Below are 19,530 nucleotides of genomic sequence, written 5' to 3' on the forward strand. Positions count from 1 at the left end.
ACGCGATCCTTCCGACTCAACAATATCAAGCCATCACACCTCAACGTATCAGGTAGCTTGCTTCGCGATCGCTTGCTGTTCGCTCAAATATTACCTCATCCTCAATTCCTCTCCTTATAAAGGAGAGGGAAGCTAGAGACAGGATGAGGTTTTGCATCTTATCGCTCTTTTATTACTCTCATGAGAGTATAATTAATTACTAAGAGTTTAACTTAGCAAGGGTATTTAATTGGGTTCAAGAACGGCTACCTCCACAATCACCGTGGTAGATCAGTACTGCGATGCCTATAGAGATTTGTTTCCACTGATTGAGGACATTTGAAAATTTTAAACATCTTCACGCTGGAATGTTATCTGAAATTAAGCGTAAATCTTTACCAGAAATAGCCAAGGCAGTCGGTTTACACGATGCACAACCACTGCAAAACTTTCTCACAAATTCACCTTGGTCAGTAGAAGATTTACGAGACAGGCGGTTAGAACTGACTCTCTTAATGCTAGAGGGACGATTTATTAGCTATAAGAAGTAATCATCGAGAGTTTAGCTTGCCAGAGCAGGAGGCTAAGTATAGTGTTTGGCAAGAGTTTGAGCGGAAATTTAGTGATGGGAAGTCAGAAAAAAGATATATACAACAGATAAATGAAAGCGAATCCAGACTGATAACATATTGGCGAATAACTACTGACCCAAATAATTTGCCAAAAAATCAGACATGGTATGTAAAAACAGATTTAAAAAGTGACATGGCGGCTTTATTAGGAAATCTTTATGGATTTCGTAATTGGGTGGAATATGCCTTTAAACAAGGGAAGAATGAGTTGGGCTGCGCTGATTTTAGACTGACGAATTATCAGCAAATAGAAAAATGGTGGGAACTAGTTATGAGTGCTTATTTTTTAGTAAGCTTACAAGCCCAAGCTAGAAATAAATTGGAAAGCGAAAGTAAAAATGAAACAATCTCATCACAAATTTCCAGAGAACCAGCAGATTTTAGTAACCATATATGGTGGGATTTCAGTTTGGTATGGAAGTCCACTTTGAACAATTTAAGATTAATTATTCAACCATATATATTCTGGAATCTAATCAAACCCTGGTTAGCCGTTTTTGTTAATACCAACTTCCAGTTGGGATTCCAGAAACTGATGAAAATAATCAATCAGTTTCAAGGTTATATAACCGTGGATTCGGGGTAAACCATGAGATGGATCAAGGATAACTTTTCAAAGATTCGCTATTGACAGGTATCAAATAACACTTAGATATGAATCTAGCTAGAGATATTCGCGCACACTTTTTTGCTGAACAATCTCTCTGGCTAAAAATATAGCATCCATGAACGATGGCATGGGTTGAGCTATCAAATTTGATTCTGTCACTATTTCAAGTTGGTCAGTAGTGCTGGGCGCATTTATTGCTTCTAAACTTGACTTTGTTTCATATTCAAACTCGTCGGTAATTCTATCTAGAACAGTCAATCTTGGTTCAGTCACAAAATCATCCTCCCAATCAATTGATTCTGTTTCATTATCAAGTATGAATCCTGTGTCTAAATATCGTGCATACCTCATTAATTCTTGCTCAAAAGCTTTTGGTATACGGATTGTACTTGTTTGTTTATGATTCCATGTAGATTTTCTGCCAGATTTTTCTCTATATCCTCCCCAGCTTGGGTTTAAGGCTTTTTTAGTAGTTTTTTTTTCACGTTCAACATGATTTTGTTACTTAATCATGTTAACTGTAATGTCTGCCACATCTTGGTTTTTTCACAGATATATTTGAATAATCCCAATATTTCCGACATAGCAGCGCCTGTATTGTTCACAGCCTTCAAGGAATTTCAAGAATCTCAGCAAATCACAGCATTTTTCTCTCACCAGAGACATAAAAGAGCGCTAATCACCCACAACAACAATGATGCAAAGCATCTGTTCACATCCAGTGTTCTCCGTTTATCCCCTTTTTTGGCTTTTTCCTCCTGATACCATTCTTTTAGTCTTTGCCTGACTGTGTTTGGTTTTTCATTATTCACTGCTCCAATGAACTCAGATACGGCGTTGCATAATAGAGAGATGAATTGAGGTCATCTACTGTGCAATGTCCATACTGCGGCTCTACGGAAATCAGAAAGAATGGGAAACGTAAAGGTAAACAAAATCACATTTGTACTCATTGCAATCGCCAATTTATTGATGTATACGATCAGCCAAAAGGATATTCAGAAGAACTAAAACAAGAATGCTTAAAAATCTACCTTAACGGCATGGGTTTTCGTGGTATTGAACGAGTTAAAGGCGTACACCATACTACGATCATCTATTGGGTCAAACAACTAGGAGAGAAGCTGCCAGATGTACCAAAAGAAGATATGATTCCAGAAGTTGCAGAACTGGATGAATTAGAGACATTCATCGGCTCAAAAAAAACAAAATTTGGTTGTGGACAGCAGTAAATCACTTTACTCAAGGTATTTTAGCTTGGGTTTTAGGAGACCATAGTTCTGAAACTTTTAAGCCACTTTGGGAAATTGTTGAACAGTGGAAAAGCTATTTTTATGTGACCGATGGCTGGAAGGTTTACCCAAGTTTTATCCCCGATGGAGACCAAATTGTGAGTAAAACATATATGACACGGGTGGAAAATGAAAATACTCGGTTACGTCATTATCTTGCACGCCTTCACCGCAAAACTTTATGCTATTCCAAATCAGAACAAATGCTGAGATACTCGATTAAATTATTACTTCATTATTTAAAGTATAAAATTATACCAACATAAATTAATTCATCCCTTCATTCAGCAATGCCCCCTTTCAGGGAAGCAAGCTACGCTTTTAGCGTTTTTTGGCGAAGGTATTGCTATACATATTTTCATAAAGACTGTAGACTATTTAAAGTACGGCAAGTCGACCGATAAGCTAGAGTATATTATCTAAGCTGACGTAGAATACCTGCCAGTAAATTATTTAACTGTACTAATTAACACATCTCAACTTTTGTCTTATTGCTTGAGTTGGAGTTGTGCAATTTCAAATAGTCTGCATTCACAATAATTGCAAGGAAAATATTTCATGAGTAACATACAACTGTACTTTGCCCAAGCTTCTACCTTCTCTCAACGTACTCGTGTAGTCTTACTGGAAAAAGGTATTGATTTCACCCCGATAGAAATTGACTTACAGAACAAGCCAGATGGGTACACGCAGATTTCGCGCTATGGTAAAGTTCCGGCGATCAAACATGGGGATATTGAAATTTATGAGTCCGCCGTTATTAATGAATATCTAGAGGAGGTTTTTCCAGAACCACCATTGTTACCCCGCGATCCTGCTGCGAAAGCGATCGCTCGCATTTGGATAGATTACGCCAATACTCGCTTTGTCCCAGCTTTTAACAAATTCCTGCGCGGTAAAGATAGTCAAGAACAGGAACAAGGAAGAAAAGAGTTCACAGAAGCGCTTCTATATATTGAACAAGAAGGGTTAGGCAAAGGTGATTACTTATTGGGAGATCGGTTTAGCCTTGTTGATATCAGCTTCTATCCTTGGTTTGAACGTTTACCACTCTTAGAACACTTCCGCAAATTCACACTACCAACAGAAACACCCCAGTTGCAGGCATGGTGGAATCTGGTAGGCGATCGCTCCTCAATTCAAGCAGTTGCAAATCCTGTGGACTTTTATTTAGAAAGATTTGCCAAAGTTCTCGGTGAACCTCTTCCCGTTGGTGCGGCACAAAAATAGGACATAGGGGGGTGGTGATGGGAGTAAATCATTAACTTTTTTCTTGCCATTCATACACCTCAATTTCTCTGTGTACCCTCATTTACTTGAATATCTGACGCAATACTGCTCGGTTGTTAAGTCAAGAGATGCGATGAATCGCCGTCAAGACAATAATCAGTCTTTTGTCTTGACGGCGATTTATCGCATCTTTAAGCGATCTAAAATGGTTAATTCTGATCGCGATCGCCCAATTTTTTACCAACACTTCTTTGCGAACCTCCGCGTTTCCCTTTGCGCCCCTTTGCGTTAAAATAATCCCTCAAATTATGGACTTGCAGAAATTAAAAGCAATTCAACAGGCAATTAAAACTGTAAATACAGTCAATGAATTACAGCAAGTTTTATCAACCGACTTGACATGAAACAGCAAAAACATAACCCCTCTCCGCCACCGGAAAGGGGTTAATGACTGCCGAAACCACTATCTTGTACAGACGCGATGAATCGCGTCTCTATTCAGCACTATCTAATAAGCATCTTGCAACTCATAGAAATCAGGCGAGATGTAATCTTTTCGCAAAGGCCAACCTACCCAATCTTCCGGCATCAAAATTCGCTTGAGATTTGGGTGTCCTTCGTAGATAATGCCGTACATATCGTAAGACTCGCGTTCTTGCCAATCTGCGGTCTTCCAAATCCAGTACACAGAAGGCACTACGGGGTTTTCCCGTGGTAAGAACACCTTAACTCGAACTTCTTCGGGGCGATCGCTATTATCACCCACTTTATTCAAGTGATACACACTCACCAATTCCTGTCCTGGCCCAAGGTCAACACCACCTTGAAACTGGAGATAATTAAACCCGTAGGCATAAAGGGCTGTAGCGGTAGGAAGCAAAAAATCTGCCGCCACCTTAATTATCTCTACACCATTTTTATCTGGTGCCAAAAACTCATGGTCAAAGCCATTTTCCGTCAACCACTGGGAAACTTTACCGGCTTGTACCAATGACTCTTCTTTTGCTGCTGCTACTGGTTTAGATTCTTCTTCAGCCACGGGTTTGTTCCTCCTTTTGTACCTTTGCTGTCAGCAGTGCAGGTGGTACTGGTAAACCAATCGCTTCCGCCAATTCTTTCGGTGGTGCATAGCGAGTTTCTGACTGCAAATACTTACCAGTTAAGATTTCATCTACTGGCTTCAGGTTATGAGTCGTGCTGTAGTAGCGGTGAGTTTGCTTAATTTTATCCCGCTCTTGCATCGACTCATTGGAGATTTTCTTCCGCAGCTTAATGATTGCGTCGATAATTGCTTCTGGACGGGGAGGACAACCAGGCAAATACACATCTACAGGAATCAATTTATCGACTCCGCGCACTGCTGTGGGGGAATCAACGCTGAACATCCCGCCAGTAATTGTGCAAGCACCCATCGCAATTACATACTTTGGCTCTGGCATTTGTTCATAAAGACGCACCAATTGAGGAGCCATCTTCATCGTAATAGTCCCTGCCGTAATAATTAAATCGGCTTGGCGGGGGCTAGAACGGGGAATTAGCCCAAAACGGTCAAAGTCAAATCGGGAACCAATTAAAGCTGCAAACTCAATAAAGCAGCAAGCAGTACCAAATAACAGCGGCCACAGACTAGAAAGCCGCGCCCAGTCGTAGAGGTCATCAACCGTCGTCAAAATGACGTTTTCTGAAAGGTCTTGAGTGATTGTAGTCCGCTCAATGGGGTTGATGATTCGTTCTTTGTCCTGGGTTGTTAAGTTAGAATTCAAGACCATTCCAAAGCTCCTTTACGCCACGCGTAAACTAAAGCGACTACAAGAATTGCAATAAAGACTAGCGCTTCAATAAATGCCAATAGCCCCAAACGGTGGAAAGCTACTGCCCAAGGATACAAGAAAACAGTCTCCACATCAAAGACGACGAAGACCAGAGCAAACATGTAGTAGCGGATGTTGAACTGAATCCAGGCTCCCCCGATGGGTTCCATGCCAGATTCGTAAGTGGTGCGCCGTTCTGGGCTGTAACTACTGGGTCGTAGGAGCTTGGATGCTGAGAGCGCTAAGGCAGGTACTAGGCTACAGATGATGAAGAAGCCTAGAAGGTACTCGTAACCGCTGAGGACAAACACAATGAGTATCTACCGCTTATGGAGTATTTTAAGTAGGGAGTAGGGAGTGGGGAGTGGGGAGTGGGGAGTGGGGACTAGGTACTGGGTACTGGGTATTGGGTAATCCTTCTGAATTTCCAATCCCTTATCCTTAATACCAAATTCTTTATTTTTAATCCCCAGTCCCCAATCCCCAATCCCTCAACTACGTTACTTTCTTTTACATTATATCTGTTTGGTTTTTCTGAAATCTGGGAAACAGATGCACTTCAGGTATTTGATTCGCTTTTGCTAGTGATAGAAAAGTCTAACAATTATGTCATAATTTTTAACGTATATTTAAGATTTCTTCTCTGCGAGGCCTTAGCCATGAGCGAACCAGCTGTTGAGACTCCGGTGTTAGACCGCTATGAGTGTCGCGCCTGCGGTTATGTTTACGAACCTGAGAAGGGAGATGACAAGCATGATATTCCTTCCGGGATACTCTTTGCAGAACTGCCTATAAATTGGCGCTGTCCAGTTTGTTCTGCTAAAAAGACTGCCTTTGCCAACATCGGCCCTGCCGGTACTGCATCTGGGTTCAAAGAAAATCTCGGTTACGGTTTGGGTGTCAACAACCTAACCCCAACTCAAAAGAATATCCTAATTTTTGGTGCTTTGGCTCTTGGCTTCTTGTTTTTTATCAGTCTCTACGGCTTACAGTAATAGCTGTTAAGCAGTTCAAAATGACGCTCTCTACGAGACGCTTCACGTAGCAAGATCCCCGTAGTAGTACGCGGACTCGCTCTAAGCGTTCGCGGTTGCGTCTCGTAGAGAAGCTATGCCGAAGGCGTTGCCTCTCGTTCGCGCTAGCGTCTCTCCTTGGGAGAAGAGAAGGCTTTACGCTGCGCTAACAAAATGAAAAACCCAGGATTTTCGAGCATCCTGACTACCTACTCCTAGAGAAATTTAGAAACAACTAAGAAATACTGATGCATTCATTTTTGAAAGGTTGGCAACGAATATTTGCCTTGTTAATAGTAGTCGTAATATGCATAGGTTGTAGCAAAATTCCCTCTGTTAGCTACAACCCTTGGAAAGTCATTTCTGTGCCAACAGACTCGAATCTATTGGATATAGGTTTTACTGATAACCCTGAACATGGCTACTTAGTAGGTAGCAATGCCACTCTGTTGGAAACCAATGATGGTGGTAATACTTGGAAACCAATCACACTGCAACTTGATGAGCAAAAGTATCGTTTTGACTCAGTAAGTTTTGCAGGAAAAGAAGGCTGGATTGCCGGAGAGCCAGGACTATTGCTGCATACAACTGATGAAGGTGCTTCATGGTCACGTATTCCTTTGAGCGAAAAGCTACCAGGTAGCCCGATCGCAGTTAAGGCACTGTCAGACAGTACAGCAGAAATGGCTACTGATGTGGGAGCCATATATAAGACCACAGATGGCGGCAAAAACTGGAAAGCCCAGGTAGAATCAGCAGTCGGTGTGGTACGTAACTTAGAACGTTCTGCTGATGGTAAATATGTTGCTGTTTCTGCTAAGGGTAGCTTCTACTCAACTTGGGAACCGGGGCAGGATGCTTGGGTTCCCCATAACCGCAATAGTTCTCGGCGGGTAGAAAACATGGGTTTTGCTAACAATGGGCAATTGTGGTTACTAGCTAGAGGAGGTCAAATTCAGTTTAGTGACGAAACTAAACCTGACGAGTGGCAAAAGGCACAATATCCAGAGTTATCTACAAGTTGGGGTTTACTAGATTTGGCATATCGCACACCCAATGAAATTTGGATAGGTGGCGGTAGCGGTAATTTACTACGGAGTGCCGACGGTGGCAAAACCTGGGAAAAAGACCGTGAAGTGGAAGAAGTTGCGGCTAATTTGTACAAGATTGTGTTCTTAGAGCCAGAACGGGGATTTATAATTGGCGATCGCGGTGTTTTGCTCAAATATCTACCAAACCCTGAAGCAGCTTAATGGGGACTGGGGACTAGGGACTAGCTAGGATTTTTCCCAATCCCCAATCCCCAGTACCTATTTCTGAGAAGAACTTTGCAACTTGTAACTCTTTCTTAACTTTGTAGGATAATAAACTCTATAACATTCTTTGTGAAGGTAGGAATCTAAATGTCAGGTACCACTGGAGAACGTCCGTTTTCGGACATCATTACCAGCGTTCGCTACTGGGTAATTCACAGCATCACCATCCCAGCATTGTTTATTGCTGGTTGGTTATTTGTCAGCACCGGACTGGCTTATGATGCTTTTGGCACACCCCGCCCCAACGAGTATTTCACACCAGCGCGGCAGGAAGTGCCCATTGTGAAGAACCGTTTTGAAGCTAAAAAACAAGTTGAACAATTTATTGGAAAGTAGTTTGAGATCATGACTAGCGGCAATAACATCAATCAACCAGTTACCTATCCAATTTTTACCGTTAGATGGCTGGCAGTTCACACCTTAGGTGTACCAACTGTATTCTTTTTGGGCGCGATCGCCGCAATGCAATTTATTCAACGTTAGGAGCAATTATGGTAGAAAGATCGCCCAATCCCAATAATCAGCCGGTTGAACTAAACCGGACTTCGTTATACCTGGGATTACTGCTAATTTTCGTTCTGGGTATTCTATTTTCCAGTTACTTCTTTAACTAACTGGAACTACTGTTGTTAATTTTTGTTTATTGAACGTGTGTTGAATTTTTGTTAAGGGAGGAGAGAAGCTGTGTCTGCAGGAAGTGGGAGAATTCCCCTGTGGGTCGTCGCTACGATCGCAGGTTTAGGTATAATTACAGTCTTGGGCATTTTCTTTTATGGTGCCTACGCCGGACTCGGTTCTTCAATCTAAACGTTAGTTTGAACCGAATACTATAAGTTAGAATTTTCTAGCATTTGTTGAGAAATCAACGTTAAAAAAACCGCCTGTCTCTATGAGATAGGCGGTATTAATTTTGTGAATAGTCATTTGTCTTTTATCTTTTGTCTTTTGCAAATGACTAATGACTAATTACCACATCAGTATTAGTTAATGTTGCTGATGTCGTCGCTTTCAATGTATAAAAACAGAAACGAGAATACCACAGCTGGCAAAACCCAACCGATTATGGGAACGAAAATAGCAGGCAAGTAGGAAGTACTAGCCAAGATAGAAGGCAAAAAAGAAGCTGCCATAGTAAAGGTTCCTATCGAATCACACTACAATTCAAAATGAGCTTACTGCAAATTCTGCCAAATATTTGAAATTCTTTCATATTTTTAACACAGGGAGATGGGGGACAAGGAGACAAGTCGGAATTATTGAACAAGTTTCTCCCTTGTCTCCCCCCTCTTCCTTGTCTACCTCAGGGTGGTTTCATACAACGAGAGAAAAATAATAATGATTTATAGAGGGTGGAGAAAAATGGATAACTAACAAGTATGAATCTCGTCGAACAATTGCAGCAAGTCCCAGACTATAGACACATCCGAGGACGAAGGCATGAATTATGGTTGGTATTATTGCTCATATTGCTCGGAGCAATGACTGGGTATTGGGGCTACCGGCCACTGGAAGATTTTACCAAAGTACACAGACGGAGCTTAATTGAGCTGTTAAACCTAGATGAAACAATGAAGTTTCCATCCTATTCAACGTTCCGACGAGTACTCAAAACAGTAGATTTTCAGCCATTCACCGACTTATTTAATAATTGGGCGTTAGTTTTTGTTCCACCGATGCCAGGAGAAAGATTGGCAATTGACGGAAAAGGCATTCGTTGCACAGTCACAGATTACAGTCAGTCCTACCAAAACTTTATCAGTACAGTATCGGTTTATAGTCATGAACGAGGTATTGTACTCAGGATGCAACCAATGTCCAACAAAAAAATTAGTGAAGTAGCGATCGTAAAACAATTAATCTTCGAGTTTTGTGGTCAACAAGTCGTTTTTACACTTGATGCTCTACACTGCCAAAAAAAACTGTATCACTGATTGTCAATAGTGGCAATGACTACCTGATTGGATTAAAAGAAAATCAACCGACACTCTACAAAATGGCTCAAACCGAGTTACAACAAGATGTTCCACTTAGCAGTGCCACAACTGTAGAGAATGTTCATTCTCGGCTAGTTCAACGTCAGTGCAAGGTTTTTGCTGCCCCCGAACAAATTCAAAAAAAATGGTCTGGACTCAAAACTTTTATTGTTGTCGAGCGTCAGGGTGAGCGCAATGGTCGGCCATTTTACGAGCGTCAATTCTATATCTGTAGTCAATATCTCGAAGCTCAACAGTTACTTGCCGACATTCAAGGGCATTGGGGAATCGAAAATCGACTTCATTGGGTAAGAGATGTGACATTCAAAGAAGACTTTCCACTACGGCGTGGTGGCAATGCCCCTGTGAATTGGTCTATCTTACACAACTTTTTTATTACGATCGCACGCAAACTCGGTTTCCGAACTATTCCTCAAGCACAACGCGCACTCTCCAACCAACTCGATAGAGTTTTTTCTTTCTTTGTATGAAACCACCCTGCCCCTCTTCCTTGTCTACCTTGTCTCTTCTCCATGCCCAATGTCCAATACCCCGTCATCCCTAAGTTAGATACCCAGGAGTTCATCTAGCTGCAAGTCTGGTAAGTCTGGAGGAATCACAGTTCGCAATATTGTGACTTTGTGACTCTCTTGTTGGGTTGTCAGATCAAGTGCGATCGCTTCCAAGCGAATTTCTAAACAGCCAAAGGGAATGTTTAATTGCGTCATCACTTCCAACCCACCTGAGGCATTAGGTAGTAAATTTGTCAATAAATGGGGCCCATCTAGTAACCAACGAGTTTGATAATCTTCAACCCATAACTTGACAACAACTTGCGGAGGTACTTCAGGTAGTACTACGCGGACTATGACAAACTTACCAGCAATTAGTTCGCCTTCTGGCACATGCAGCTGTGGAATTGGCAAAACCTTAGTGGCTGCCGTAATTATAGGTAAGGAAGGGGATAAATTTAATAATGGTTGCTCCTTCTGTTCAAAGGTGTAACCCCTAATTAAATCGGCTTCCAGTTCACTATCTGTATCATCGACAACGATTTCTTGCGCCAACCAAGCTGACGCTATATTTGTTTTTATCGGAGGAGGCGGCGGTGGTATTTGCGTTGACAAAGCCGATGAGAGTATTGCTTCTTCTAGTACTTTTTCTAGTTCTGTATTTTCTCCTATCCCCAGATCCGCTTCCTGTGCTTTGTCTATATCTTCCCCATAGTTCCCCAGTTCGTCAGCCAAATCTTGGACTTCTTCCCATGTTCCTTGTTCGCGCCATGTCTCAGTGTTGGCATCTAGGTTTAATGGCAAGTTAACATCAACATTCGCTGTTTCTGAACTTAGAGAAAGGGGCGGCGCTGGCTCATAGTTATCGTAGTCTTGAGGTTGCAGATCATTGATCGATTCAGGCAAAGAGTATCCTTGGCTCTGCATCCACTTTCTGAGTAAAGGAGATGAGTAAAGGTTGCCTGTTGTAATAAATTGTGCATTTGTCTGGGGTTCTACTTCAGCAACAGGTTCTTCCTGCAATTGCTTATTTTGCTGGGGTTCTACTTCAGCAATAGATTCTTCTTGAGATGGTTCATTTTGCTGGGGTTCTACTTCAGCAACAGATTCTTCTTGAGATGTTGCATCAGCTACTACTAATTCAGGTGTATTTTCATCTTCAAGTACAATTGCATCTAACTGTGGGAAGTCTTTAGTTCCTTGAACTTCCAAGGCATCTGGGAGGACATTTTTTTTAACTTCTTCTGTATCATCTGGCAAAGTTTGTAGGCGTTTCAAGTATGGCAAAGTAGTTTCGAGTCTTGGCATCCGACGTTGCTTGATAACCAATTGCTCCAAGTTGATGGCGGCTATATTAGCGTCTTTTTCTAGAAGTTCTTCCTGTATAGGTTGTTCTGCAACAACATCTGCGGGAATATTGGCATCGCTTTGAATAGGGGGCAGTTTCGGTAATTGAGGTGAATTGCCTGAATTCTTTAGTTTAGATGTCCGTAGAGTAGCTTCTCGCAGAGCTTGCAGGTTAATTTGCGGTGGTAAGGGTGTATTTGGGGATGGATTAACTATCTGAGACTGGTCTGTTTTTGCCATTTTGACCAGATTTAATAGTTTCAAATCTAGCCTAACAGGTGTCTCTGGTTCTATGAAAGCAGCAGATGAGTCCGATGGTATTGCATCTGTACTAGGTTTTGCTACGGCTGTGATTGCCAGTAATTCTGTGACATCTGCTGTAATGGTGAAGGACTGGCTAGCTAACCGAATAACTTCACCAGCATCGGCGAATTTACCATACAAACTGATATCTGCCAAAATTAACTTAGATTCACAGTCAGCTGGAATATTAATTGAGGTATTGATACTGAAAGGTAACTCTTGATCTGGTAAAATTTGCCGTACCTTGGTCAAGATTTTCGAGTTATTGGGCGATCGCAGTTCAATTCCTAGTTCAAGTGCCCGTAGCCTTTTTGGAGATAATGTTTCAGCTTGATCTAGATTTGTATTTTCTTTGGGTTCTATGTGCCCATTGATTCCAAGAGCTTGTCCCCAACGAGCAATATAATTATCCTGGTCTAAAGTTAATAATAATGGTGGCGGTAGTTGTGTCGCTAAAGAATCTGTAACATTTTCATCGTTGGGCAGCAGTTCAGAGGCGGGTAAAGCTAAATCTATTAAATTTTGTAAAATCTGTTCTGCTGTCTCTCCTTTGAGCCACATAGGACTCACAGGCTCGTTGATCGCGATATTTTCTTCCGTTTCATCATCAGGCAGAACAGTTGTAGTGGTGTTGCTGTCTGTAGTAATTGCCAGTTCTGCGGTAACAGCGATCGCTTGATCTAGCCCAATTAAAGGTTCTGCTGGGGTAGTGTCTTCTAAGTTCCCTTGATCTGGCAGAACAATAGTAATAGGGTTGCTGTATAGAACAATTGCCGATTCTGCGGAAACAGCGATCGCATCATCTAAGGTAATTGCGGGTTCTGCTGGGACAGTAGATTCCAGTTCTCCACTAATTGCCGATTCTACGGGAACAGCGATCGCATCATCTAAGGTAATTGCGGGTTCTGCTGGGACAGTCGATTTCAGTTCTCCACTAATTGCCGATTCTGCGGGAATAGCGATCGCATCATCTAAAGTAATTGCGGTTTCTGCTGGGACAGTAGATTCCAGTTCTCCACTAATTGCCGATTCTGCGGGAATAGCGATCGCATCTGATTCTGCTGAGGCACTGCATTCCAGATTTTCAGAAACAGTATTTTGCTGAACGAGTAAATATGATTCTGCCTTCTCCCTCTGCTTCGCCTCCTCTTCTTCTTGAGACAAAACTTGTACTTGGACTCTGTATTGCCAAGATTTACCCAGCAGATCCGACATCAAATCGCCAGAACAGCGCAACTCCCAAACTCCCGCCTGGAAGTAGGTAAAAGGAATTACCGCCATTAAGCCTTCTGAGTTAGTGCGACGCGATCGCTTGAAAATTCGCCGCGTTGGTTGAACTTCCTGGGTTGAAGAGTGAGTTACCCGTACTTCCACATCTGTATTCGGAAGGTTAGAACGAGCTAAAACTCTATACTGCCCTTCCGAAATTTCCAAATTTGGCGATTCTAGAATATGCCACGAGCGAGCGCCTTGTTTCTGTATCAGAAATTGCCAGTGTTCCATTGTAAGTGATGCCCAGACCGACGAGCCGCTGAGTAATATTATGTATTAACTTGCTTGCAAGTTTACCTCAGTATTTTAGAAATGCATCACTTAAATGGCTATCAAGTTAACTGAGTTTTACTGACTTGAATTATCACACTTTCACCAGTCACGTCAAGGAAATTTCAAAGATTCGCCGTGTTGCTTGTGCATAAAGCTTTTGTTATTTTATGAATATTAAGTTTGACACTCTCAAGTGCTAAATTAACAGGGTTCAGTGGATACCCTTGGCTGTATCTGCCCAACTTATTGCCAATATTTTTGTATTATTTTTTACTGCAATGTCCAATTTGCAATGTACACAACGTACAATAAATTCAGATTCACTTGACAATTTTTATTGAATCGTAATTGCCTACATTTTTGCTACAAAGAGGTATGGCGGTTCTCATTCAGATGAGGTACAACATTATACCGTAAGGGGTGTGGGAAGTGTGGGAGGATGGGGAAGAAGTCTTACCCCCTGAAGCTTACACTATGCGTGAGAAATCCGGGTTACGGGTGTACCTTACTAGGTTGGGAAATGCAATAGGATGTGGCTCTTAAGTGTCATCTGCGATCGTTAAAGCACTTAACCCTGGATATATCTATAGGGTCAATCCAAAATCCAAAATCTAAAATCCAAAATTGTTTGACAATGAGGATTTACAGGAGGGATTCGATGTTAGTCATTTTAATGGACGATCAAATCCTTGCCCCTGAGCAAGTTTGTCAGTCTTGTTTACTCGCTGACGGGAGCGGTCAACCACGTTGGCGTGGTGGTCAACTGCGCTGTGGTCAAGCTATTCGCAAACTTACTCAACAGCAGCCGGATCAGTATGAGTGCATGATGGGCTTTCGCATTGCCCATATAGAATAGTTGAATTTGTCAGCAAGACCAAGCAACTGCGTTATCCTAAGCTCAAGTAACTGTAGAAATTCAACCACAGGAGAACGCATAATGTCTTGGCGCGGGTCTACAACAGTTTCAGATCGGATTTTTGCTTCCTTGCCTTATTTGCTGCCCCTAGTTGATGGTTTAGTCTTTGGCAGCTATTTCTTGAATCAGTTTCCAGCACTACAAGTTTTGCTTTTACCTCTGCAACCAGTGCTAATAATCTACGGTAGTCTAGGACAATTAGGACAAATAATTGTGTTCTTTGCCTTGTTACTGTTAGTGGTGAGAAACGAAAAAATCAGTCATTTCATTCGTTTCAACACAATGCAGGCAATTCTTTTGGACATAGTTATATTTTTGTGTTCCATACTGGTGCGAGTTTTAGGACAGGTTCCTGGTACTGGCTTTGCAATAGAAACAGTAGCTAACACCATCTTTCTAGGTGTTGTAGCAGCAGTTGGATATTCCGCCGTCCAGTCTCTACTGGGACGTTATGCCGAAATTCCGGCGATTTCCGATGCAGTGTATATGCAGGTGCGTTAGAAGTTAACGAACCGCTACGCTGTTTTCCAGGCGACCAATACCTTCAATTTCAACGCGGACGCGATCGCCTGGATGCAATGGATTGACACCCTCTGGTGTTCCTGTAAGCACCAAATCACCGGGTAATAACGTCATCACCTGACTGATATAGGAAACTAAAACATCGGGGGAAAACACCATCTGATCGATACAAGCAGATTGGACTGGATTAACATCGTCATTTACAAAAGTCTGTAATCTCGCTCCAGGATTTAATTCTCGTACAATCCAAGGGCCCAAAGGGCAGAAAGTATCAAAACCTTTGGCTCGTGTCCATTGACCATCCTTTTTTTGTAAATCCCGCGCTGTGACATCATTAGCGATGGTGTAGCCCCAAATTTTGGTTTGGGCTACCTCTGGTGTGCATTCAAAGGCGTAATCGCCAATCACTAATGCTAACTCTCCTTCGTAGTCAACTCTTTGCGACTGGGGAGGATATTTAATTTCCCTCTCAGATGGAATAATCGACGTGGGTGGCTTGAGAAAGATTAATGGCTCAGAAGGTACTGGAGTTCCCATTTCGGCTGCATGATCTGCATAATTCTTACCCACCGCCACAATTTTTGAAGGAGCGCAGGGAGCCAGAATTTGGTAATTTTCTGGTGTGAAAGTTAAATCAGTGGGTTGTCCATGTAACCAGGGGGGAGCATCTAGCACCTGCACATTCAGGGATAGCTGTAGTAACCCATAGTAAATCTGTCCTTCTGGATTTTGAATTCGCACGTAGCGCTGCGCCATAACCTTGATGAATATCCTTTTATCTGCGATTAGAAGCTGTAAGCAGTTGGCAATCAGTTCAGTTAGCTGTTTGACGAACCAATTGAGCCTTGAGCAAAAAAGCGATCACCACTATTGGCAAACCTCATAGCTCGATCAATCTTGCTAAAGAAATATCGGGGTTGCCTCCCGACCTAGTTTTCATTATGGGCATCCAAAAAATCCAAATTTTGGCGATTTGGCTAATGAAACAAAATTGAAAACTGGTAAGATTATAGTTCCTTGTTGCTTCAGATGTTGAACTATACTGGCATTTTTAATGTAAAAAAGGTATAAATTAACATCAGCAGCCACTTTTGTCCATGAGGAAATTGGAAAATATGACTACAAGTTACGAAACAATGTACATTCTCCGTCCTGACCTCGGAGAGGAACAGGTAGAGCAAGCAGTTACTAAATATCAGAATTTGCTTCGCGATCAAGGCGCTGAAGATATCCAAATTCAAAATCGTGGTAAGCGTCGTCTGGCTTATGAAATCAAAAAACATCGCGATGGCATTTACATTCAATTAAACTACGGTGCCCCAGCAACTGCGATCGCTCCCTTTGAACGTGCCATGCGCTTGAGTGAAGAAGTAATTCGCTATCTGACAGTTAAGCAAGAAATTGCCGAAGAAAAACCCCCTAAAGAGGAAAAGGAAAGGCCCACTAAAGTAGCTGCAACTGCAACCGTGTAATGAATGGGGATTAGGGAGCAGGGAAATGAGGAATAAAATAATTAATCCCTAATCCTAATCCCTAATGCCCAATGCCCAAATCCCATTCAATAAAATTTTGTCTTTTTCTTTTCTCATCACTTATTTGGGAATGCTAAATTAACAAATACTTGCCAAAGGTAGTACTCCCGCAGTTATACCTAAGAGTGGACAAGATTCTGAATGGGAGCTTTAAGCTACTGTGATCCAATCTGATACACCGAATATTCAAGTTCTCTCTACCGAAGTATCGCAGCTACGCCAAGAGTTGCAACTTCGCGATCAACTAGTACAACAACTATCTCAAGAACTTTTCCGGTTGGTAAAGGGCAATACTAGTTTTATGCCGCCACAGCCGGAGCTTGAACGCGATTTAAGCCAGTTACACGCTTTGCAAGAACAACTCCAGGCTGTAGAGCAGCAGGTGGGGTTCTACCAAGAGCAAATTACGACTCGTGACTCCGAGATTTATCAATTGCGACAGTCAGTTCAAGAACTTACAGATCGCACTCGGATGTTGGAGCAAGTAGTACAAGAGTTGCCTCAAATTTACCGACGGAAGTTTGAGGAGCGGATGACGCCAGTCAGAGAAAAAGTAGCAATGCTACAACGCGAAAACCGCCAGCTACAAGCAGAACTGCAAAGCGTGAGTTACCGTTTAGCACTCAAAACTCGCAATGCTAGTCATAGCGGTATTGATTTGCCAAATTTTCCCCGTCCAGCATCCGAACAAACTAACATTTCGACTCCCCAGAATGCCTAATATTACCATTATGGTGGAACCTTAAGAGGTAAGAAATTGTTGCGGCAAAGGATTTTGGAGACTATTTAATTATTTATGCCGCTCTAATTAGAAAAATTAGCTCAGAGTAATTTGTAATTTGAAAATCCCTGTCTTGAAAAGATTGGGGAGTGTCACCAAGAATTGCATTTGCTTTGACAAATTTTTGTTATTTTCTGCTTTAAGAGGATGTTGGAAAAGTAGTAGAGCATACCAAAAACCCTACTTGTATTTATAGGAACACACGGGATGTGGGAAACTCAGTCACTTTAGTGCTGAGAGTGTCAATGCTCTCTCTGTTGGTGTCAGCCTGACGTTAGGCAAGCAAAGAAATGCTTTGAAACCCCCATTCCCCGATCGGGAAGGCAGGGTAGTTTCATGCGAAAAAAGAAAAAGATAGAAGCTTTTATTTATCGTTTAGAGCCATAAATATTTTTATCCATCTCCAAACCTCTCTCCACCTCGGAGAGAGGCTTTGAAACCATCCTGCCATCATAGATAGGGCTAGGGGTTAGGTTTCTGAGGTTGCCATGTTAGCAATAGTACTTTTCAAACATTCTCTTTGGTAGATCGCTTGCAGCAAGCAGATTCATTCATCTGCCATTCATCCCACATAGCTCAAAACCATGAGTTTTCCTCAACATTCTTCTCTAGAAAAAAAGAACATAAGCCTGCTAGCACCAGACTGTTATCTTGGAGAATGTGAAAATATGCAAATATTGCTTGACTTCAGCATCCTTCTATCGGTAGATTTATTAGTCAGCCTGCTAGCACCAGACTGTTATCTTTGACAGTAGTAAAAATGTCTTGGTAAGTATTGAAAATTTCAAACACTGTATCAAGTTGGGTAAGTTCCAAAATTAACCGTACAGGAGCCTGTACGTTGCATAAAACCAAACGGCAACCACTCTGACGTGCAACTTTTAACCCTTTTACCAAAGGGACTAATCCAGAACTGTCCATGAAATTAACCTCTGTAAGGTCGATAATCCAGAGTTGATGAGCTTGAGGCACGACTCCAGCCATTTGTTCATTTAAGGCCTTACCGCCTTCCAAATCTATGCTTCCTTCGGGTTTAAAGAAAATCACTGGAAATTCTTGTTGTGTGAGAGCCATGAATTTAACAGGGTAATTGGAACACTTGACAAAAAACTGAAAAAAGACATCAATACTTCTTTTCTTTCAACGACAAAATGACTGTTTTACCCAGATATTTGGGCAATTGAAGCCGTACAGTTGAAAGAAATTATTTCAGTATTCATGCCGTATAATTTGTAATAACTTTCATCAATATAGGCATAAGGGTCTAATAATTTCGGTATCAAGCGTATCTTTTACAAAATTTTTATAATTCAACTCGAAGTTTATGAAGTTTCTATAAATTTTTTATTTTATTTTTAATAAATATTAATTTGTGGTAATGAATTTCAAGAATCACATTGTTAATAGTCGGAAATTAATAGCTACCATAGACTATAAGTCATGGATCGTGCAAAATTAAACTAATGACTTAATGAATGAATCTAGTGGTTTGATTGACACCCCACTCAAAAACAAGCAAAGATGTAGTAAAAGTAAAAATTTGTAAAGACGGCGGTGCGGGATGTCTTTAGAGCTGATTTCACTAGAAAATATCCAGGAAGTCGCCCACACTTACGGGTATTGGGCAATCTTTTTGGGAATTTTGCTAGAAAATTTAGGCATTCCCCTTCCTGGTGAAACCGTGACCTTAGTAGGTGGGTTTCTAGCTGGCAGCGATGAACTAAATTTCTGGCTGGTTCTCGGTGACGCAATTATGGGTGCTGTCATTGGTGGCACTTGTGGCTACTGGATTGGTAGAGTTAGCGGTTGGGCTTTTCTGGTAAAAGTTGGTAGCATTTTTCGGATTTCGGAAGTGCGGCTGCTAAATATTAAAGAGCAATTTAGTCAGAATGCTGCTAAAGGGGTATTTTTTGGACGTTTTTTGGCATTGTTACGAGTTTTTGCTGCACCACTAGCTGGTATAGCTGAAATGCCTTTTGGAAAATTCTTTTTATACAATTTTTTAGGAGCAGTTGCTTGGGCTAGTTTGATGGTGACGTTAGCTTTTTTTGCTGGCAAAGTTGTCTCTTTAGAACAATTGGTTGCTTGGGTAGGTCAATTTGCGATCGCAGCTTTACTGATTCTCGCTGCCTTAATTATTGTGCCCCTCTGGCTAGAGTCTCGCCAAGTTAAGGAAGTGAGGAGTGAAGAATAAAAAGTGAGGAGTGAGGAGTAAA

Annotated in this window: 24 protein-coding genes and 1 pseudogene; 16 read left to right on the top strand and 9 right to left on the bottom strand. The window is 41.6% G+C overall.

Translation table 11 applies throughout. From position 1 onward, the window contains the following. The first annotated feature begins 347 nt into the window (after positions 1 to 347). Together FD723_RS42135 and FD723_RS12695 are read left to right on the top strand one after the other, a co-directional pair. Positions 348 to 530: a hypothetical protein gene (locus tag FD723_RS42135; RefSeq protein ID WP_218651816.1), complete on the top strand. Its 183-nt coding sequence runs from the start codon at positions 348 to 350 to the stop codon at positions 528 to 530. Positions 531 to 546: 16 nt separating this feature from the next. Beyond that, positions 547 to 1,197, top strand: a complete 651-nt coding sequence (locus tag FD723_RS12695; protein ID WP_218651817.1) for a hypothetical protein — start codon at positions 547 to 549, stop codon at positions 1,195 to 1,197. Positions 1,198 to 1,275: 78 nt separating this feature from the next. Here FD723_RS12695 and FD723_RS12700 read toward each other — a convergent pair whose 3' ends face one another. Beyond that, positions 1,276 to 1,572, bottom strand: a complete 297-nt coding sequence (locus FD723_RS12700; protein ID WP_179065653.1) for a hypothetical protein — start codon at positions 1,570 to 1,572, stop codon at positions 1,276 to 1,278. Positions 1,573 to 2,093: 521 nt separating this feature from the next. On the opposite strand from FD723_RS12700, the gene FD723_RS12705 reads away from it, so the two are divergent. Next, positions 2,094 to 2,779 (top strand): IS1 family transposase gene (locus FD723_RS12705; RefSeq protein WP_179064361.1). Its coding sequence is split into 2 segments (ribosomal slippage): positions 2,094 to 2,433 and positions 2,433 to 2,779, totalling 687 coding nucleotides; the frame shifts between segments, so codons are not numbered across the junction. A gap of 292 nt (positions 2,780 to 3,071) precedes the next feature. After that, positions 3,072 to 3,743: a glutathione S-transferase family protein gene (locus FD723_RS12710; protein WP_179065654.1), complete on the top strand. Its 672-nt coding sequence runs from the start codon at positions 3,072 to 3,074 to the stop codon at positions 3,741 to 3,743. Positions 3,744 to 3,864: 121 nt separating this feature from the next. Here FD723_RS12710 and FD723_RS42750 read toward each other — a convergent pair whose 3' ends face one another. From FD723_RS42750 to ndhC, 4 genes are all read right to left on the bottom strand, one after another. Further along, positions 3,865 to 3,990, bottom strand: coding sequence for a hypothetical protein (locus FD723_RS42750; RefSeq protein WP_256875170.1), 126 nt, complete (start codon positions 3,988 to 3,990; stop codon positions 3,865 to 3,867). 261 nt (positions 3,991 to 4,251) lie between these two features. Next, the gene (locus FD723_RS12720) at positions 4,252 to 4,782 is read right to left on the bottom strand and encodes an NAD(P)H-quinone oxidoreductase subunit J (protein ID WP_179065655.1); all 531 of its coding nucleotides are present in this window, start codon (positions 4,780 to 4,782) and stop codon (positions 4,252 to 4,254) included. After that, positions 4,775 to 5,512, bottom strand: a complete 738-nt coding sequence (gene ndhK, locus FD723_RS12725; protein WP_179065656.1) for a photosynthetic/respiratory NAD(P)H-quinone oxidoreductase subunit K — start codon at positions 5,510 to 5,512, stop codon at positions 4,775 to 4,777. Before ndhK ends, FD723_RS12720 begins: the two co-directional genes overlap by 8 nt. After that, positions 5,503 to 5,865 (bottom strand): photosynthetic/respiratory NAD(P)H-quinone oxidoreductase subunit C, encoded by a 363-nt coding sequence (ndhC, locus tag FD723_RS12730; RefSeq protein WP_104908259.1) that lies wholly within the window; start codon positions 5,863 to 5,865, stop codon positions 5,503 to 5,505. Before ndhC ends, ndhK begins: the two co-directional genes overlap by 10 nt. Before the next feature lie 348 nt (positions 5,866 to 6,213). On the opposite strand from ndhC, the gene FD723_RS12735 reads away from it, so the two are divergent. The 6 genes from FD723_RS12735 (at position 6,214) to FD723_RS12760 (ending at position 8,690) form a co-directional block, all read left to right on the top strand. Beyond that, positions 6,214 to 6,549, top strand: a complete 336-nt coding sequence (locus tag FD723_RS12735; protein ID WP_114080394.1) for a rubredoxin — start codon at positions 6,214 to 6,216, stop codon at positions 6,547 to 6,549. A 266-nt stretch (positions 6,550 to 6,815) separates the two neighbouring features. Continuing rightward, a complete protein-coding gene (locus FD723_RS12740) occupies positions 6,816 to 7,820 on the top strand; it encodes a photosynthesis system II assembly factor Ycf48 (protein WP_179065657.1) in 1,005 nt (334 codons plus the stop codon). 150 nt (positions 7,821 to 7,970) lie between these two features. Beyond that, entirely contained in the window at positions 7,971 to 8,219 is a 249-nt protein-coding gene (psbE, locus tag FD723_RS12745) for a cytochrome b559 subunit alpha (RefSeq protein ID WP_012411800.1), read from the top strand. A gap of 9 nt (positions 8,220 to 8,228) precedes the next feature. Beyond that, complete coding sequence (gene psbF / locus FD723_RS12750) at positions 8,229 to 8,366, top strand: cytochrome b559 subunit beta (RefSeq protein ID WP_015115279.1); 138 nt, start codon at positions 8,229 to 8,231, stop codon at positions 8,364 to 8,366. A gap of 8 nt (positions 8,367 to 8,374) precedes the next feature. Continuing rightward, positions 8,375 to 8,497 carry a photosystem II reaction center protein L gene (locus tag FD723_RS12755; protein ID WP_015127970.1) on the top strand — a complete coding sequence of 41 codons (123 nt, stop codon included), beginning with the start codon at positions 8,375 to 8,377 and terminating at the stop codon, positions 8,495 to 8,497. 70 nt (positions 8,498 to 8,567) lie between these two features. After that, the gene (locus tag FD723_RS12760) at positions 8,568 to 8,690 is read left to right on the top strand and encodes a photosystem II reaction center protein J (RefSeq protein WP_179065658.1); all 123 of its coding nucleotides are present in this window, start codon (positions 8,568 to 8,570) and stop codon (positions 8,688 to 8,690) included. Between the two features lie 173 nt (positions 8,691 to 8,863). Here FD723_RS12760 and FD723_RS12765 read toward each other — a convergent pair whose 3' ends face one another. Continuing rightward, complete coding sequence (locus FD723_RS12765) at positions 8,864 to 9,013, bottom strand: photosystem I reaction center subunit VIII (protein ID WP_179065659.1); 150 nt, start codon at positions 9,011 to 9,013, stop codon at positions 8,864 to 8,866. A gap of 246 nt (positions 9,014 to 9,259) precedes the next feature. Here FD723_RS12765 and FD723_RS42755 point away from each other — a divergent pair. Continuing rightward, positions 9,260 to 10,347, top strand: a pseudogene (locus tag FD723_RS42755) (ISAs1 family transposase). Positions 10,348 to 10,422: 75 nt separating this feature from the next. On the opposite strand, the gene FD723_RS42760 reads toward FD723_RS42755, so the two are convergent. Then, a complete protein-coding gene (locus tag FD723_RS42760; RefSeq protein ID WP_256875171.1) occupies positions 10,423 to 13,521 on the bottom strand; it encodes a hypothetical protein in 3,099 nt (1,032 codons plus the stop codon). Between the two features lie 700 nt (positions 13,522 to 14,221). Here FD723_RS42760 and FD723_RS12785 point away from each other — a divergent pair. Next, positions 14,222 to 14,419 carry a hypothetical protein gene (locus FD723_RS12785; protein WP_179065660.1) on the top strand — a complete coding sequence of 66 codons (198 nt, stop codon included), beginning with the start codon at positions 14,222 to 14,224 and terminating at the stop codon, positions 14,417 to 14,419. A gap of 81 nt (positions 14,420 to 14,500) precedes the next feature. Then, the gene (locus FD723_RS12790) at positions 14,501 to 14,980 is read left to right on the top strand and encodes a Tic20 family protein (RefSeq protein ID WP_179065661.1); all 480 of its coding nucleotides are present in this window, start codon (positions 14,501 to 14,503) and stop codon (positions 14,978 to 14,980) included. 3 nt (positions 14,981 to 14,983) lie between these two features. Here FD723_RS12790 and FD723_RS12795 read toward each other — a convergent pair whose 3' ends face one another. Further along, entirely contained in the window at positions 14,984 to 15,757 is a 774-nt protein-coding gene (locus FD723_RS12795; protein ID WP_179065662.1) for a fumarylacetoacetate hydrolase family protein, read from the bottom strand. A gap of 359 nt (positions 15,758 to 16,116) precedes the next feature. Between FD723_RS12795 and rpsF the strand changes: the two genes are divergently transcribed. Further along, positions 16,117 to 16,473, top strand: a complete 357-nt coding sequence (gene rpsF, locus FD723_RS12800; protein ID WP_179065663.1) for a 30S ribosomal protein S6 — start codon at positions 16,117 to 16,119, stop codon at positions 16,471 to 16,473. 220 nt (positions 16,474 to 16,693) lie between these two features. Continuing rightward, positions 16,694 to 17,254 (top strand): Npun_F5560 family protein, encoded by a 561-nt coding sequence (locus tag FD723_RS12805; RefSeq protein ID WP_179065664.1) that lies wholly within the window; start codon positions 16,694 to 16,696, stop codon positions 17,252 to 17,254. A 777-nt stretch (positions 17,255 to 18,031) separates the two neighbouring features. On the opposite strand, the gene FD723_RS12810 is transcribed toward FD723_RS12805, so the two are convergent. After that, positions 18,032 to 18,388: an STAS domain-containing protein gene (locus FD723_RS12810; protein WP_179065665.1), complete on the bottom strand. Its 357-nt coding sequence runs from the start codon at positions 18,386 to 18,388 to the stop codon at positions 18,032 to 18,034. Positions 18,389 to 18,875: 487 nt separating this feature from the next. Here FD723_RS12810 and FD723_RS12815 point away from each other — a divergent pair, with 487 nt between their 5' ends. Further along, complete coding sequence (locus FD723_RS12815; protein ID WP_179065666.1) at positions 18,876 to 19,508, top strand: DedA family protein; 633 nt, start codon at positions 18,876 to 18,878, stop codon at positions 19,506 to 19,508. Positions 19,509 to 19,530: the final 22 nt, after the last annotated feature.

This window comes from Nostoc sp. C052, from assembly GCF_013393905.1.
Taxonomy (GTDB): domain Bacteria; phylum Cyanobacteriota; class Cyanobacteriia; order Cyanobacteriales; family Nostocaceae; genus Nostoc.